Annotated in this window: 13 protein-coding genes and 1 pseudogene; 9 read left to right on the forward strand and 5 right to left on the reverse strand. The window is 69.4% G+C overall.

Annotation, left to right across the window (positions count from 1 at the left end; translation table 11 throughout):
- Positions 1-45: 45 nt before the first annotated feature.
- Positions 46-1,197 carry a tyrosine-type recombinase/integrase gene (locus tag ACIQCJ_RS26980; protein ID WP_402712780.1) on the reverse strand — a complete coding sequence of 384 codons (1,152 nt, stop codon included), beginning with the start codon at positions 1,195-1,197 and terminating at the stop codon, positions 46-48.
- Positions 1,197-1,427, reverse strand: a complete 231-nt coding sequence (locus ACIQCJ_RS26985) for an excisionase family DNA-binding protein (protein ID WP_402712781.1) — start codon at positions 1,425-1,427, stop codon at positions 1,197-1,199. The genes ACIQCJ_RS26980 and ACIQCJ_RS26985 overlap by 1 nt, the downstream gene beginning before the upstream one ends.
- Positions 1,428-2,116: 689 nt before the next feature.
- On the opposite strand from ACIQCJ_RS26985, the gene ACIQCJ_RS26990 reads away from it, so the two are divergent.
- The 5 genes from ACIQCJ_RS26990 (at position 2,117) to ACIQCJ_RS27010 (ending at position 7,125) form a co-directional block, all read left to right on the forward strand.
- Positions 2,117-3,010 (forward strand): hypothetical protein, encoded by an 894-nt coding sequence (locus tag ACIQCJ_RS26990; protein WP_402712782.1) that lies wholly within the window; start codon positions 2,117-2,119, stop codon positions 3,008-3,010.
- On the forward strand, positions 3,007-3,699 hold the full coding sequence (locus ACIQCJ_RS26995; protein ID WP_402712783.1) for an ATP-binding protein: 693 nt from the start codon (positions 3,007-3,009) through the stop codon (positions 3,697-3,699). The genes ACIQCJ_RS26990 and ACIQCJ_RS26995 overlap by 4 nt, the downstream gene beginning before the upstream one ends.
- Positions 3,700-3,809: 110 nt before the next feature.
- On the forward strand, positions 3,810-4,619 hold the full coding sequence (locus ACIQCJ_RS27000; RefSeq protein ID WP_402712784.1) for a DUF2637 domain-containing protein: 810 nt from the start codon (positions 3,810-3,812) through the stop codon (positions 4,617-4,619).
- A 329-nt stretch (positions 4,620-4,948) separates the two neighbouring features.
- Positions 4,949-5,422, forward strand: a complete 474-nt coding sequence (locus ACIQCJ_RS27005; RefSeq protein ID WP_402712785.1) for a plasmid mobilization protein — start codon at positions 4,949-4,951, stop codon at positions 5,420-5,422.
- A complete protein-coding gene (locus ACIQCJ_RS27010; RefSeq protein ID WP_402712786.1) occupies positions 5,419-7,125 on the forward strand; it encodes a relaxase/mobilization nuclease domain-containing protein in 1,707 nt (568 codons plus the stop codon). Before ACIQCJ_RS27005 ends, ACIQCJ_RS27010 begins: the two co-directional genes overlap by 4 nt.
- 66 nt (positions 7,126-7,191) lie before the next feature.
- On the opposite strand, the gene ACIQCJ_RS27015 is transcribed toward ACIQCJ_RS27010, so the two are convergent.
- Positions 7,192-7,800, reverse strand: coding sequence for a DUF6907 domain-containing protein (locus ACIQCJ_RS27015; RefSeq protein ID WP_402712787.1), 609 nt, complete (start codon positions 7,798-7,800; stop codon positions 7,192-7,194).
- Positions 7,793-8,188, reverse strand: a complete 396-nt coding sequence (locus ACIQCJ_RS27020; RefSeq protein WP_402712935.1) for an ATP-binding protein — start codon at positions 8,186-8,188, stop codon at positions 7,793-7,795. The genes ACIQCJ_RS27015 and ACIQCJ_RS27020 overlap by 8 nt, the downstream gene beginning before the upstream one ends.
- A gap of 266 nt (positions 8,189-8,454) precedes the next feature.
- Here ACIQCJ_RS27020 and ACIQCJ_RS27025 point away from each other — a divergent pair, with 266 nt between their 5' ends.
- From ACIQCJ_RS27025 to ACIQCJ_RS27035, 3 genes and pseudogenes are all read left to right on the forward strand, one after another.
- Positions 8,455-9,213: a helix-turn-helix domain-containing protein gene (locus ACIQCJ_RS27025; RefSeq protein ID WP_402712788.1), complete on the forward strand. Its 759-nt coding sequence runs from the start codon at positions 8,455-8,457 to the stop codon at positions 9,211-9,213.
- Positions 9,214-9,385: 172 nt separating this feature from the next.
- Positions 9,386-9,529 (forward strand): annotated as a pseudogene (locus ACIQCJ_RS27030) (glycosyltransferase); the annotation flags it as partial.
- An 83-nt stretch (positions 9,530-9,612) separates the two neighbouring features.
- Entirely contained in the window at positions 9,613-10,644 is a 1,032-nt protein-coding gene (locus ACIQCJ_RS27035) for a serine hydrolase domain-containing protein (protein ID WP_402712789.1), read from the forward strand.
- Between the two features lie 294 nt (positions 10,645-10,938).
- On the opposite strand, the gene ACIQCJ_RS27040 is transcribed toward ACIQCJ_RS27035, so the two are convergent.
- Positions 10,939-11,160: a dTMP kinase gene (locus ACIQCJ_RS27040; RefSeq protein ID WP_402712790.1), complete on the reverse strand. Its 222-nt coding sequence runs from the start codon at positions 11,158-11,160 to the stop codon at positions 10,939-10,941.
- A gap of 1,025 nt (positions 11,161-12,185) precedes the next feature.
- Between ACIQCJ_RS27040 and ACIQCJ_RS27045 the strand changes: the two genes are divergently transcribed.
- Complete coding sequence (locus ACIQCJ_RS27045; protein ID WP_402712936.1) at positions 12,186-14,159, forward strand: SpoIIE family protein phosphatase; 1,974 nt, start codon at positions 12,186-12,188, stop codon at positions 14,157-14,159.
- Positions 14,160-14,184: the final 25 nt, after the last annotated feature.

Below are 14,184 nucleotides of genomic sequence, written 5' to 3' on the forward strand. Positions count from 1 at the left end.
ACCGCGGCAGGAGAACCTGCTACGGCCGCCGTGCGGCACACGCCATCAAGCGTGCCGGGCATCGCCTCCAGACTGCTTGCCACCAGCGCGCCGGTCACGGACATGGGCGTCGATGGCCTGCGCCAGCCGCCGCTGATGCTCCAACGTGGAGTGCTGGTAGATCAGCTGGGCCTTCTGCGACGAGTGCCCGGCACGGACCATCAGGTCCTTCAGCTTGGCGCCGGTGTCGGCTGCGAGGGTGTTGCCAGTGCCCCGCAGGTCGTAGAACCGGAAGGCCGGCGGCAGCCCGACCGTGTCCCGCGCCCGGCGCCACCTCCGTCCGAACGTGGAGCGCCGGAACGGTGCGCCCTTCTCGCCGACGAACAGGAGCCCGTCCGGCTCCTTCGCCGCGAACCAGTCCAGGTGCCGCCGCACATCCACCGCCAGGAAGCCAGGCAGCACGACGACGCGTTTCCCGGCCCGCGATTTCGGATCACCTGTGACCCGTCGACCCGTCGTCAACTCGGGGGAGGCACGGCTGATCCGCAGCACCACGACCCCGTCGTTCACGGTGACGTCCGGCCGCCGCAACTCGGCCTGCTCTTCCGGACGCAGGCTGGCGAAGGCAGCGAGGTAGACCATCAGCCGCCAGCGCGGACCGACCGCGTCGGCGAGGGCGTCGACCTGCTCGATGGTGGCGATGGGCCGCTCGTCGGCCTCCTCCTTGCCCGCGCCCTTGATGCGGCACGGGTTGCGGCGGATCAACTCGTCGTCGGCCGCGGTCTGGAGGATCGCTTTGAGCAGCCGGTACGCCTTGGCGACCGTCGTCGCCGCCCCGGTCGCCTCCAGCCGCTCGGCCCGCCAGGTCCGCACCCGGGGCGGGGTGATCTCGTCGAGGTCCCACTGGCGGAAGCCGGGCAGGACGTGGAGCCGCAGCAGACGCCGGTATAGCTCCTCGGTGGTCGGCGCCAACCCGCGCTCCGCGACCCAGCGCAGGGCATACTCCTCAAAGTTGACCGCACCCGCGTCCGGATCGGTCCAGTCCCCGCGGGTGAGGTCGGCCTCGATCTGGGAGAGCCACACCTCGGCGTCCGTCTTCGTCTCGAATGTCTCCGGCGCTCGCCGCTCCAGGCCGTCCGGCGCACGATAGCGGGCTTGGAAGCGGCCGGACGGCAGCTTGCGGATGGCGCCGAAGCGGCGCCGTGACTGCTTGGCCATCAGGCAGCCCTCCCATACGACGAGCGCGCACGGACGCGGGTGTGGCGGCGGGTGACGGGCTGGACCGTGTTGGCCTCGATGTAGGCGTCGAGGACGGTTTCGGTGATCCGGACGTGGCGGCCGACCTTGACGAAGGCGATCCGCCGCTCGGATATGAGGCGGCGAATGAAGCGCTCGCCGGTGCCGAGGCGTTCGGCGGCCTCGGGGATCTTCAGCAGGCGCTCAGGCACGGGCGGCCCCCTCCGTCGCGGCGCGCGGCGCGGAGAGGCGATGCGGGGATGAAGCGGGTGGGCGCAAAGCAGGGCTCCTTCTCCGGTCGGCGCGGGGTGGCAGCCCCAGTGGTGCCGGCCGGTGGTTCAGGGATGGGCGTAAGCCGTGGAGGGCTTTCGGAGGGACGTCATGTTGTACCTCGGGAAATGCCGTTTGGGAAACGGCATTTTCGGGTGTACAACGCGGCTGCGTAAATACGGAAGCGGGTCGCAGGCCGGACGGTAGCACCGAATCCCGGACGCGCCCTGAATCAGCCCAGAACGGACAACGCGGACTCTGTGTCAGGACGTTGACCTGGCCGGACCTTGGTTTGGACGATCCTTGATCTACGGCTACGGTGCGGGCCATACGCCGCAAGGCTTTTCACTCCGAATTCCACAGAAAAGCAGAGCTATGTATGGACTGTTCGACCGGGGTGTGGTTTAACTGTCGATCCCACCGTCCATAACGAGAAAGGCCCCCGGCGCTGAGAACGCCGGAGGCCGAAGCAGAAACCCTGTCCGCCCATCCCTGAACGGTCCGCCAGCACGCCGGGGCTGCCACCCCGCATGGCCCACTGACAAGGAGCTCTGTGCACCACAGTACGACCCCGACCACCCGCACCGCACCCCCGTTCCCCCGACCCGTCCCGACGGCGGGGTGGTGAGCGGTGGCCCGAATACGCACCATCAAGCCCGAAGCCTTCAGCTCCGAGTCCCTCGCCGCGGTGTCCCTGTCGGCCGAGCGGACCTTCTTCGGCCTGCTCACGCAAGCCGACGACCACGGCCGCTTCCGCGACCAGCCCGCCGTCATCGCCGGCCTGCTCTGGTCCCTGCGCCCCGACCACGGTCCCCTTGGTGTCGAGGACGACCTCACCCAGCTCGCCGCCGCCGATCTCGTCTGCCGCTACGAAGGCGACGACGGCAAGCAGTACCTCCACGTGGTCACCTGGCACCGCCACCAGAAGATCAACCGGCCCAGCGGAGTCCGCGCACCCCCCTGCCCGCAGCACGACGGCCCGGCCGACGTCCGTGAGCCGTCGCGGAGGACTCCACGACCCCTCCGTGAGGGTGCGGTGAGCCCTCATGGAGGACTCACCGAGGAGTCGCGACGGCTCAGTGAGATCTCATTGAATCGCGAAACCTCAGGTCAGACGGCATTCGATGAGGGCTCACTGAGCCCTCGGCGTCCGGATCTTGGACCTAGGATCGTGGATCTAGGATCTGTTCCTTCGGGGGGCGCGAGCGCCCCCGCGCCCACCCCGGTCGTCTCAGCGAAGCAGCTCCTCGGCGAGTACGTCGCCGCGTGCGCCCACCGCCCGCCGGAGAAGTTCCTCGGGCACCTCGGCCGCGAGGTCCAGCAGTTGCTCGCCGAGGGCATCGCGGCCGACCACGTACGGGCCGGGCTGGACCGTCTCCGCGCCAAGGGCCTGAGCCCCAGCGTGCTGCCGAGCCTGGTCAACGAGGCCATGAACGCCAGTCCGTCGCAGGCCAACGCCCGTACGCCGCACCGCGCGTGGACGAATCCCGCCGACGTCGAGGCCGCCTACGGGGGTGACCTGTGACGACCGCAACCCGCGAACCCCGAACCGCCGGCGGCGCGGTGAACCGTCTCGCCGCGATCCTCTCCGCCCGAGGCATCGACCCGCACACGCGCGTCCTGGCGCCCGAGCCGGAACCGGCAACCGCGCTGGAGCTCGCCGACGCCCGTATCCCACCCCGCTACCGGCACGCCCTCGCCGACCACCCGCGCGTCACCGCCTGGGTCACCGCGATCACCGCCGCGGGCAGGCCAGGGCCGGGCGGAGCGCCGGGCATCGCCACGGGCCCGTCGCTGCTGATCGCCGGACCCACCGGCACCGGCAAGACCCACCAGGCGTACGGCGCGATCCGGAGCCTGCTCGCCGCCGGTGTCCGACTGCGCTGGGCGTCGACGACCGCCGCCGACCTCTACGCAGCCCAACGCCCCCAGCACGGCACCGATCCCGAGCAACAGCTCTGGCGCCTGGCCCGGTGCCCCCTCCTCCTGCTGGACGACCTCGGCGCCGCCAAGCAGTCCGCGTGGACCGAAGAGCTGACATATCGGCTGGTCAACCACCGCTACAACCACATGCTGCCGACGCTGGTCACCACCAACCTGCCCGTCGCTGAACTCCGCGACGCCGTCGGCGACCGCGTCGCCTCCCGCCTCGCCGAGATGACCGACCGCGTCATCCTCACCGGCCGAGACCGCAGACGGCACGACGCCTCGTAACGGGCCCCGCTCGCGAAAAAGAGGCCCACCGGCCGCCTGTCACAACCACTTCCACCGCCTCCGCCGACGCGTGCCAGCGCGGAAGCCACCCCTTCCCCGGAGATCCCCGCATGCACCCGAACGCCCATGTCCCCGTGCCCCGGGCCACCGCCTGGGACCGCGCCGTCATCACCGTCCTCGGCGGCGCGGGCTGCGCACTCTCCTACGACGCCCTTCAGCAGATGGCCGTCGCGATCCACGTCCGCCCAGCTCTGACGTACCTCTTCCCCGCCGTCATCGACGGCTTCATCGCCTACGGCATCCGCGCCCTGCTCGTCCTGCGCACCGCGCCCTTCCGCGCCCGCCTCTACATCTGGACCCTCTTCACCACCGCCACAGCCGCCAGCATCTGGGCCAACGCCCTCCACGCCATCCGCCTCAACCAGCAAACCCACACCACCGGCCTCCACCTCGGCGACACCACCGTCGGCATCCTGTCCACCCTCGCCCCACTCGCCCTCGCCGGAGCCGTCCACCTCCACATCCTCATCACCCGCCACGACGCACCCGCAGCCCAAGTGCCAGTACACCGGCCGACGGAGACCCCGCCGTCTTCGGACTCGGCACCCGAGACCGAAGAACCGCCCACACAGGACGCGGAGGCCGAGGCGGACCCGTCGTCCGGCCAGCCGCCTGTCGAACACGCGCGCGCCGAAGAGCAACCCTCCGCGATACCCGACGAGTCGGTTCGCCGGATCGGCCGCCCGCCCAGCGCCGAACTCGACGAACTCCTTGCCCTGGCCCGTCCCGTCTTCGTGGCGCACGAGAACCCCACCCGGGCCGTGGTCCGCGACCACGTCCACGCCGCCGGCCACACCATCGCCGAGGACCGGCTCACCCAGGTCATGACCGCCCTGCGCCGCGAGCAACACGGCCGCTGACCGGAACTCCCCGCAGGCCAAAGGGCGGGCCCGCCAACGCTGGCCCGCCCATCCGGTCACCCCGACGACCGGGCACGGAACACAGCCGTGAGCGCACGGAATCAGGTAGCAGGACCGGCTGCCGGGACCTTCCCACCCGCCCGCCATGGCCGACAACCCCCGACACCGGCCCAACTCCGAACGGAGACACCCCCGTGCACGACCCGCACCACAAAGCTCCCGCCCGCCCCGGACAGATACCAACCAACCCGGCCCCGAGCGGAGCAAGTTGTGCGTTGGGACACTCCCCCGTCGGGGGAGCGTCCTGCACGCGGTCCTGCGCCCCGGGGGTGGCACAGGCCACCGGCCGCCAACGGGCGGCCGATGCGGGGTACGGAACCGAGGGCGGCCCCGCACCAAGGACAAGCCCGAGCCGTACTCGCACGCAGCGCCGTACCCGTACGCGTCAGAACAAGCAGCGCGCCGCCGTCAGCGTCCGCCTCAGCGCGAATGAGCGGGCCCAGGTGAAGGCCGCCGCCGATCACACGGGAGCCAGCCTCGCCAAATTCATGGCCCAGGCATCCCTGGCCGCCGCCCACGATATCAACCGCGTCGCCGCGAACCTCCTCGACCTACGAGGCACCATCCGCGAACTCATCGCCGCTCGAACCGACCTGGCCCGCATCGGCAACAACATCAACCAGATCACCCGCACCTTCAACTCCGGCGGCGACCCCATCGGCGCCGAAGCCGCCCTCGCCGACGTCCGCCGCGCCGCCGCCCGGCTGGAAGCTGCCGCCCAAGCCCTGGCGGAGCGGGCGTGATCCCGTCCATCCACAAGGCCGGCACCCGCACCGCGGGCGCCATCGCCTACCTCTACCGCACCGGCCGCGGCCACGAAGCCCACACCGACCCCCACCTCATCGCCTCCCTCGACGGCCTCGCCCCCGACCCCGCCCGCGACACTAACGCCACCTTCAAACAGCTCGCCGCCTACCTCGACCTGCCCGTCCAGGCCGCCGACCCCGACGAACGCCCCGCCAAGCCCGTCTGGCACTGCTCGGTCCGCGCCGCCCCGGAAGACCCCGTCCTCACCGACAGCCATAGGGGCGACATCGCCCGCCGCATCGTCCACGCCACAGCCATCGCCCCCGACGGTGACGACTTGGCCTGCCGCTGGATCGCCGTCCGGCACGCCGACAACCACATCCACATCCTCGCCACCAAAGTCCGCCAGGACGGCGCCAAGCCCCGCGACTCCTTCTCCTACAAACACGCCCAAGCCGAAGCCCGCCGCATCGAGATCGACTACGGCCTGCGTGCCGTCACCCCCGGCGACGGCACCGCCGCCAAACGCCCCACCCGCGCCGAAACCGAAAAGGCCCAGCGCACCGGCCACTCGCGCACACCCCGCGAACAGCTCCGCACGATCGCGCGCACCGTCGTCGCCGTCTCCACCAGCCCCGAGGAGTACCTGCGCCTGCTGGCCAGCAGCGGCGTCCTCGTCGAAACCCTGCGCTTCCCCTCCGGCGACATCCGCGGATACAAGGTCGCACTCGACGGCGACACCAACTCCGCGGGCAAGCCCGTCTGGTTCTCCGGCTCCACCCTCGCCCCCGACCTCTCCTACCCCCAGATCCACCAGCGCCTGGCCGCCACCGACCCGGCCCCGGCAGCCGGCCCGCGCCGGCCCAACCCCTGGCACCAGGCCACCGCCGCCACCGAACGCATTCCCCACCACCTCGACCAAAACAACGACGCAGCCTCCCAGGCCCACATCGCGGCGTTCGCCGAAGCACTCGACATCCTCCCCCTCCACGCACCCAACGACATCCGCCCACAACTACGCGCAGCCGCTGCAGCCTTCGAACGCGCCAGCCGCTCCCGCATTCACGCCGACCACCAGCACGCCCGCGCCCTCCGCAACGCCATCCGCACCATCGCCCGCCAACCCACCACCACCGACGGCACCGGCCTGGCGATGTTCCTCGACGCCGCGATCCTCGCCGTGATCGCCATCCGCCGCTGGTCCGCCGCCCGCCACCACAACCAGCAAGTCGAAGCCACCCGCCAAACCCTCACCCACTTCCAAACCGCCTACGACCAAGCCGCCGCAGCCCCACTCGCAGCCCTCGCCCGCCGCACACCCCCGCAACCCGTCGTCGAACGCCACGCCCATCAGATCCGCCAGACAGTTCCCGCCTACGCGGAACAGATCCTCAATGACCCCAGCTGGCCAGCCCTGGCCACCACCCTCACCGACGCCGAAACCGCCGGCCACAACCCCACCCGCCTCCTCCGCCAAGCAGCCGACCAACGAACCCTGAAGGACGCCCACTCCCCCGCCCAAGTCCTCACCTGGCGCCTCCACCGCCTGGCAGCACGCCCCGCCCGCGGCCCCCGCGCCCAAGCGGCGATGGCCCGCAGCACCACCCTCACCGCGGGAGCCCACCGCCCTGTCCCTCCGACAACGTTCATCCCGCAAAGCACCGACCCCATCGGACGGCCACCCCACCGACACCGCTGACCGGGCAACGGAAAAGGCCGGCGGCCCCGCTCGGACCAAACCGGACGGGGCCGCACCGAACTGCGATCAGCCAGAATTCGGGCCTGCCTTCACCAAAGACGCCGTTGGGACCACCTCGGTGGAAGCCCCACTGGCGGGGATCATTCGAACGCCGTGCTGTTCGGCCCAGTCGGCGCGGGCAGCGACGAGCCGGGGCCGCACCTCGCGGTCGAGGCGGTCGGCCTGGGCCCGCAGTTGCGCGGCGATCTCGGTCAAGCCGTTCGGGTCGAGGCCGTTGATCCAGATGTCACCGACGACCGCGAGATTGACGACGGGAACGCGCGACTCGGGATACTCGGCGAAGGGGTGGCAGTCGATGCCACCCGAGAAGACCTGGCCGTTCCCCACCATCTCACCGTCGGCGGCCGGGTTGTGGACCCTCATCGGCTGACCCTCAAACTGCACCCAGTGGCCGACGTCCGCCAGCCGCGCCGGAAGCAGCTCAGGAGGCACACCCTCCCGGCTCGGGTCCTCCTCCGCCCACTCCGGCAGATATCCCTCGACGACGAAACCCATCGTCGTCCCGATCGTCCACGTACCGCGCCCCGAAAGGGACTCGCTGCCCGCAACCGGCAGCCCATCGGCCAGCCTGGCAGAGACCAAACCCGTACGACCACGCACCGGGATTTCAGTCACGTCCCATCTCTCCCATCGTGTCGCCACCAGCCGATCCACCTGCACTGCTGTCGCCGGCGACCACTGCCCACAACAGCTTCCCGACGCCCGCGCGCCCGCTCACACCCCAGCAACCACCCGTCAGCGCGTCGACCAGGGCCAGACCGCGGCCCCACTCATCGTCCATCGATGGCTCCTTGACCACCGGCCGTGTCTCGTCGGCGTCATGCACCTCGATCCGCACCCCGCCGGCCAGACGCTCGAACCGCGTCTCGATCAGCCGGTCCCACGGCACCTGCGCATGCCGCACCGCGTTGGTGAACAGCTCCGACAGCACGAGTTCCGCCTGGTCAGACAGTTCACCTTGGCCCCAGTTGACGAGGTCACGCCGCAGCTCCTCCCTCGCCAGGCCTACGCACCGAGGACGGCTCGCCCACCTGCGTACGAGCAGGGCGGTCCCATCCCCATTGGGTGCTTCGTCATCTGACGGCCGCCCGCCCGGTCGCCCCCGGGCGGGCGGCGGCTCTTGCGCTAATTCATTCCACGGTTCATCGATCACACGCATAGGATGACGCCGGAATGTCGCCCAATGTGATGTCATTGAAGGCGTCAAAGCGGCGGCTTCAGAGGCGTTATTCGGGCGTCAGAGCCGCCGACGAGGAAGGGAGTGGTCACATGAGTACGCCGAACAGCTCGCTCCGCGCCGCCCGCATGGGTCTGCTTATGTCCCAGGACGACTTCGCCCGCGCCCTGCGCGAGGCGGGCCAGCGAACAGGAGAACCCAACGACGCCTCCAAGCGGCTCGTCCAGCGCTGGGAGGCAGGCGTCTCCACCTCCCCGCGTCCCGCCTACGCCCGAGCCCTGGAAGCCGTGACCGGCCTGCCCATTGAGGTCCTGGGCTTCACAACCCCCGTACCCCAGGACCGCGTCGCCGCCGACGGCAATGGCGGCCACGACCTCGGCACCTCACCCACCGGAATAGCAGCCGTCCACGGATCACCCATCGCCCAGCCCACACCCCGCGGCAATTACTCCGGCGTCTGGCTCTCGCGGTACGAGTACGTCTCCTCCGGCCGCGGCAACGACGTGTTCACCGGCCTGCACTACGTCGTCATCCTCCAGCACGGCGCCCGCCTCACCGTACGCAGCCTCCCCGGCTCCTCCGACTCCCCCCTCATGATGGACCTCACCATCGACGGCAACGTCGTCACCGGCACCTGGACCGAACAGACCGCCCCCGACGGCTACTACCGCGGCGCCCGCTACCACGGCGCCATCCAAATGCTCGCCGAACCCACCGGCCGCCGCTTCACCGGCAAATGGGTCGGCTTCGGTAAGGAGATGGACGTCAACACCGGCCCCTGGGAGCTCCTCTTCCAGGACGCGTCCACCAACAAGGCCACCCTCGACCGCTACAACCAGCGCCCGGAGTGACCAGCAGAAGCGAGGGGGCGAAGCCGACTACCAACGCCGACTTCACGGAAGCCGGGCAAGGACCCAGCTCTCCCCTTCGACCGAGCTTCTCTGGATGAGATTCCCAGCCCCCTCGCACCAGTGAGGATCCGCGATCTCCTACAGCGCAGCCCGCCGCGCGGTCGGGAAACCCTCCCTCGCCCACGACATCAACCGGCTCCGTACGACCCCGGGGATGCTCGACGCATTGCGCGAGATCGGCTACGCGAACGCCGCCCGCTACCCACTGAGCACGACCGCCTCCGCCTTGACCGCACTCGGCGACCCGCTCGGCTAACCCACCGCCGTGGCACACCGTTCGCCCACGACGGCCTCACTACGCTGGCTGGAGGGAAACCACCGGCACTCGACGGGGAGACCATGACACTCGACACCGACCGCATCCACCAGCTCCTGGACGACGGCGTACGTGACAAGGTCTACCCGGGCGCGGTCTGGGCCGTCGGCGACCCACACGGCACCACAGCCGGCGGAGCAGTTGGCCTTCTGGACCCCGGCGAGCCGGACCAGCCGATGCGGGTCGACACGGTCTTCGACATCGCCAGCCTCACCAAGATCCTCGCTGTCTGGTCCACCACCGGCATCCTCGTCGAGAGCGGCAAACTCCAGCTCGACGCCCCGCTCGGCACTTTCTGGCCCGAGGTCGCCGGCCACCCGCTCGGCGACGCCACAGCCCACCACCTGCTCACCCACACCGCGGGGCTTCCCCTGCGCGCCAACCTGCGCAACCTCTACGGCACCGACCCGCAGGACATCCGCGACGGCGTCCTCCACGAAGCCCTCCACCGCCCACCCGGCGAGGCAGTCGAATACACCGACCGCGCCGCCCTCGTCCTCGGCTACCTCGCCGAATACCTCAGCGGCCAGCCCCTGGACCAGCTCGCGACCACCCAGGTCTGGCAACCACTGGGCATGACCGAGACCACCTTCGGCCCGCTCACTCCCGAGAACGTCGCCCGCAGCGCCCCGACCGAACTGGACAACGAAACCGGCCGCCACCTCAAGGGCACCGCCCACGACTTCTCCGCCCGCCTCCTCGGCGGCACCTGCGGCATCGCCGGCGTCTTCTCCACGGCCGCCGACCTCTCCGCCTTCGCCCGCCACATGCTCAACCCCACCCAAGCCGCCTTCGGCCCCACCTGGACCAAGGACTCCCTCCACCTCCACACGGGCACCCTCACCCCGCCGCGCGGCCTCTTCTGGCACCCCGCCCCCGGCACCCTCCCCACCGACGACACCTGGGTCCACTACGGCTTCACGGGCACCGCCCTATGGATCTCCCCCACCCACCACCGCTGGGCCACCCTCCTCACCAACAAGCTCTACTACACCCGCGACCGCGCCCCCCTGTCGGAGGTCCGCGACACCTTCCGGTCGATGGCCTTCGAGTAGATACAGTCCGAGCGGCTCAATCCCAGCGACATCCCTCCCACCCGCCCCACAGGGCAAGCCACTTCAGATGTCACCCGATCGTCCACCAGACCCCAAGGCATTCCGAACACGACGGCGTCTGGCCTCCAAGACGTTCCCTTCGGCGGTGTAGTACTCAGTCAAGGTGCGTTACTCGGAGTGGTCGCTCACGCTGGCAAACATTCGCTTGATCCAAGCGCGCTCGGACTCGATGCGGCAGAGCGGTAGCAGATCGCCGGCGCGGTCAGCGACGAAACTGCAGCGCAGTGCAGTTCCTCACTCGTCCCGACTGACCCGTAGAAGGGAACCAGTCCAGGCGGCCAACTGTGCGATCAGCGCCCCCACTTGGGAGGTCCGGGACGAGAGGAACGGCAACACGATCAGGGCAGGGACGAGCGCGAGAGTCACAATGAGCACCGGGACGAGGACCAGGGCCACCAGCAGCGCTCGCTGGATGCCTCGAAAACGTGCAAGCAGGCCGCTGACCGGACCGGGCATGAGTTCTTGAGTCCTTTTCTCTGAGGCTCTAAGGCGCCTGCCCCACCACGCGCGATGGGACGAAGGGGCAGATTCCACCGCCCAGTGTGACCATCCTCCAACGGCCGGCCCGTTGCTACCGCTTGAATGTTGTTCTGCAGACAACACAGGGTTATCGGCTGACAACGGTGATGGCGAGGATCGTGGACGCAAAGCGCGCTGGACGACCGTGGGGGCCAGCTCGTGGATCATGCCAGGAGGTCAACGAACTGGTCACGATCATCCGGGCATGGCTGGATGAGACAGGCGTATCCGTCAGAACTTTGCACCTGCACCTGACTCCGGAGCACTTCCGCGACCATCAAGTCCCCGAACTGCATAGATTGCGGGAACGCCTTGCAGGTGTGGACCTGGTTTGGGAGCTGGTGGAGGCCGTCGCCGACATCTGCTTTCCTCAGGACTCCGCCGATACATCCCTGCGTCGGCTGGAGCAGGCAAAGGTGCTCTGGGACGCTTCACAGCACTCCCCCACCCTGCCGAAGACGGTCAACTCCCACTTGGATGCGACGAAGGAGCTCTTAGCGGCCAAGGACCGCACCATTGCCGCCTACCAGGAGATCGACCGGGCAAGGCAGGCGTACCAGACCAGTGAGCAAGGGCGGCACCAAGCCCTGCAAGCAGCGACGCTAGTCTTCGCATTGCTCGGCCAGGCGCAGGCAAAGATCGCGGAGCTTTCCCGGAGACTCGACGCCCTGCAGACAGGCCCATCCGGAACTCCGCATGCGGTGCACTCGCTGCAACAACGCCTCATTCGGGCACAAAAGCAAGAGAAGGACATCCGCCTGGCTCTCGTCCGCGCCGAAGAAGAGCGGGACACGGCACAGCGCGTCGCTGACCACGCAGCTCGGCGGATCCGTGATCTGGAGAACGAAGTAGCCCTCCTCAAAGCAGAGGGCATCAGCACACCCGAGGCAGAGGTGCTGACGCAGTCACTGGAAGGTCTGCCGTCGGTCGAGATCCCGAGTGCAGATCCCGCAGACGCGGCCATGGATGACGTGGACCGAGCACTCGACAAAGTGCGCGAAGTCCTGGAACACGGCCACGAAGCAGTGCAAGAGGCGGCAGAGGAGGTCGGCTGGAGCGCGGACCGGGACGTGCCTCGCGCCGACCAGAGCGGCTGGAGGACCGTTCCAGGACAGGTGGTGGAAAGCAGCGAAGCGTCGCCCCACGCATCAGACAGTAGCGACGATCAGAGCCAGAGGTTGTTTGAAACAACTCGACACAATCCTCTGGGTACCAGTAACCCTCCCAGTTCCGCTGTGCTGGCACGACGATCCGCCGAGGAACGACAACGCTACGTAGGCGCGGCTACCCGGCGCATCAGCCGTGGCCTTGATCTGGATGAGATCATTCTCGGCCTCTGCCGCGGAGCAGTCCCTTCCTTCGCTGACAAGATCCTCGTCTACTTGAGAGATCCACTGCCGGTCGGCGACGAACGACCATCGGGGCCGCTGCGCCTGCGCCTGCGGCGTGTGGAGGAGAACGGCCCGAAAGCACTGGAACCCGGCTGGAGCGAGCCAGCAGGCGAATTCCAGCCGACCAGCGATCACGGAGGAGTGCAGGTACAGCTAGACGGCGCGCTGGCGGAGGTATTACGCGGCGTGCGGCCAGTCTTCGCCGACTCACCGCGGCCCGCGGGCGCAGTGGCCGAGCTGCTCGGCGACCACGGCAGTCTATGGCCCACCGGCCGCCGGGCCCTGCTGGCACCGCTGCGCGGCCGGCGGCGGGTGATCGGCGCCGCAGTGCTGCTGCGCCGCACCGATCGCTCCCCCTTCGAGCCCGACGATCTGCCGGTGGCCGCGCAGCTGGCCACCCACACCGCGCTCGGCGTGGACAAGGCGGTGCTGTACGGCCGCGAGGCGTACATCGCCGACGCGCTCCAGCGCGAGATGCTGCCCGACTCCCTGCCGCAGCCGACCGGCGTCCAGCTGGCCAGCAGATACCTTCCCGCAGCGGAGTCCGCGCGGGTCGGCGGAGACTGGTACGACGCCATCCCGCTGCCCGGCAGCCGGGTCGCGCTGGTGGTCGGCGACGTCATGGGCCACTCCATGACCTCGGCCGCGATCATGGGCCAGCTCCGCACCACCGTGCAGACCCTTGCCGGACTCGACCTCGCGCCGCAGGAGGTCCTCTACCACCTGGACGAACAGGCCCAGCGGCTCGGCCAGGACCGGATGGCGACCTGCGTCTACGCCGTCTACGACCCGATCGCCCACCGGCTCGTGGTCGCCAACGCCGGCCACCCGCCGCCGATCCTCCTGCACGCCGACGGCCAGGCCGAAGTGGTGTCCGTTCCTTCTGGCGCGCCCATCGGCGTCGGCGGGGTGCCCTTCGAAGTGGTGGAGATGACAGTCCAGCCCGGCGCAACCCTGGTGCTCTACACCGACGGACTCGTCGAATCTCGCAGCCGCGACGTGTGGGGCGGCATCGAGCTGCTCCGTAAGCAACTGCACGACGCCGCCAGCATCGTCTCTCCACCGCCGCTAGAACCGCTCTGCGACGAATCACTGAAAATCCTTGAGCCAGGCGACCGCGACGACGACATCGCCCTGCTCGCCGCTCGCTTCGACGGAATCTCGCCTAGCGACGTCGCCTACTGGTTCCTGGAGCCGCACCCCCAGTCCCCCGGCCGCGCCCGCCGCCTCATCCGCCAGGCCCTGCACCGCTGGGACCTGGACGACCAGTCCGACGCCGCCGAACTCCTGGTCAGCGAGATCGTCACCAACGCCGTCCGCTACGCCGAACGACCCATCACCCTCCGCCTCCTGCACACCGACGTCCTGCGCTGCGAAGTCGGCGACGATGCACTGCCACTACCGCAAATGCGTCACGCCGCCCTGGACGATGAGAACGGCCGTGGGCTATTCCTCGTCAACCATCAGGCCCAGCGCTGGGGCGCAACCCGCCTGGGCGCAGGTAAGGTCGTCTGGTTTGAGCTGCCTATCGAGAAAGCGAACTGATACCCATCGATCGGTAGCTCGTAAG

It is taken from the genome of Streptomyces sp. NPDC093221 (assembly GCF_044753885.1).
Taxonomy (GTDB): domain Bacteria; phylum Actinomycetota; class Actinomycetes; order Streptomycetales; family Streptomycetaceae; genus Actinacidiphila.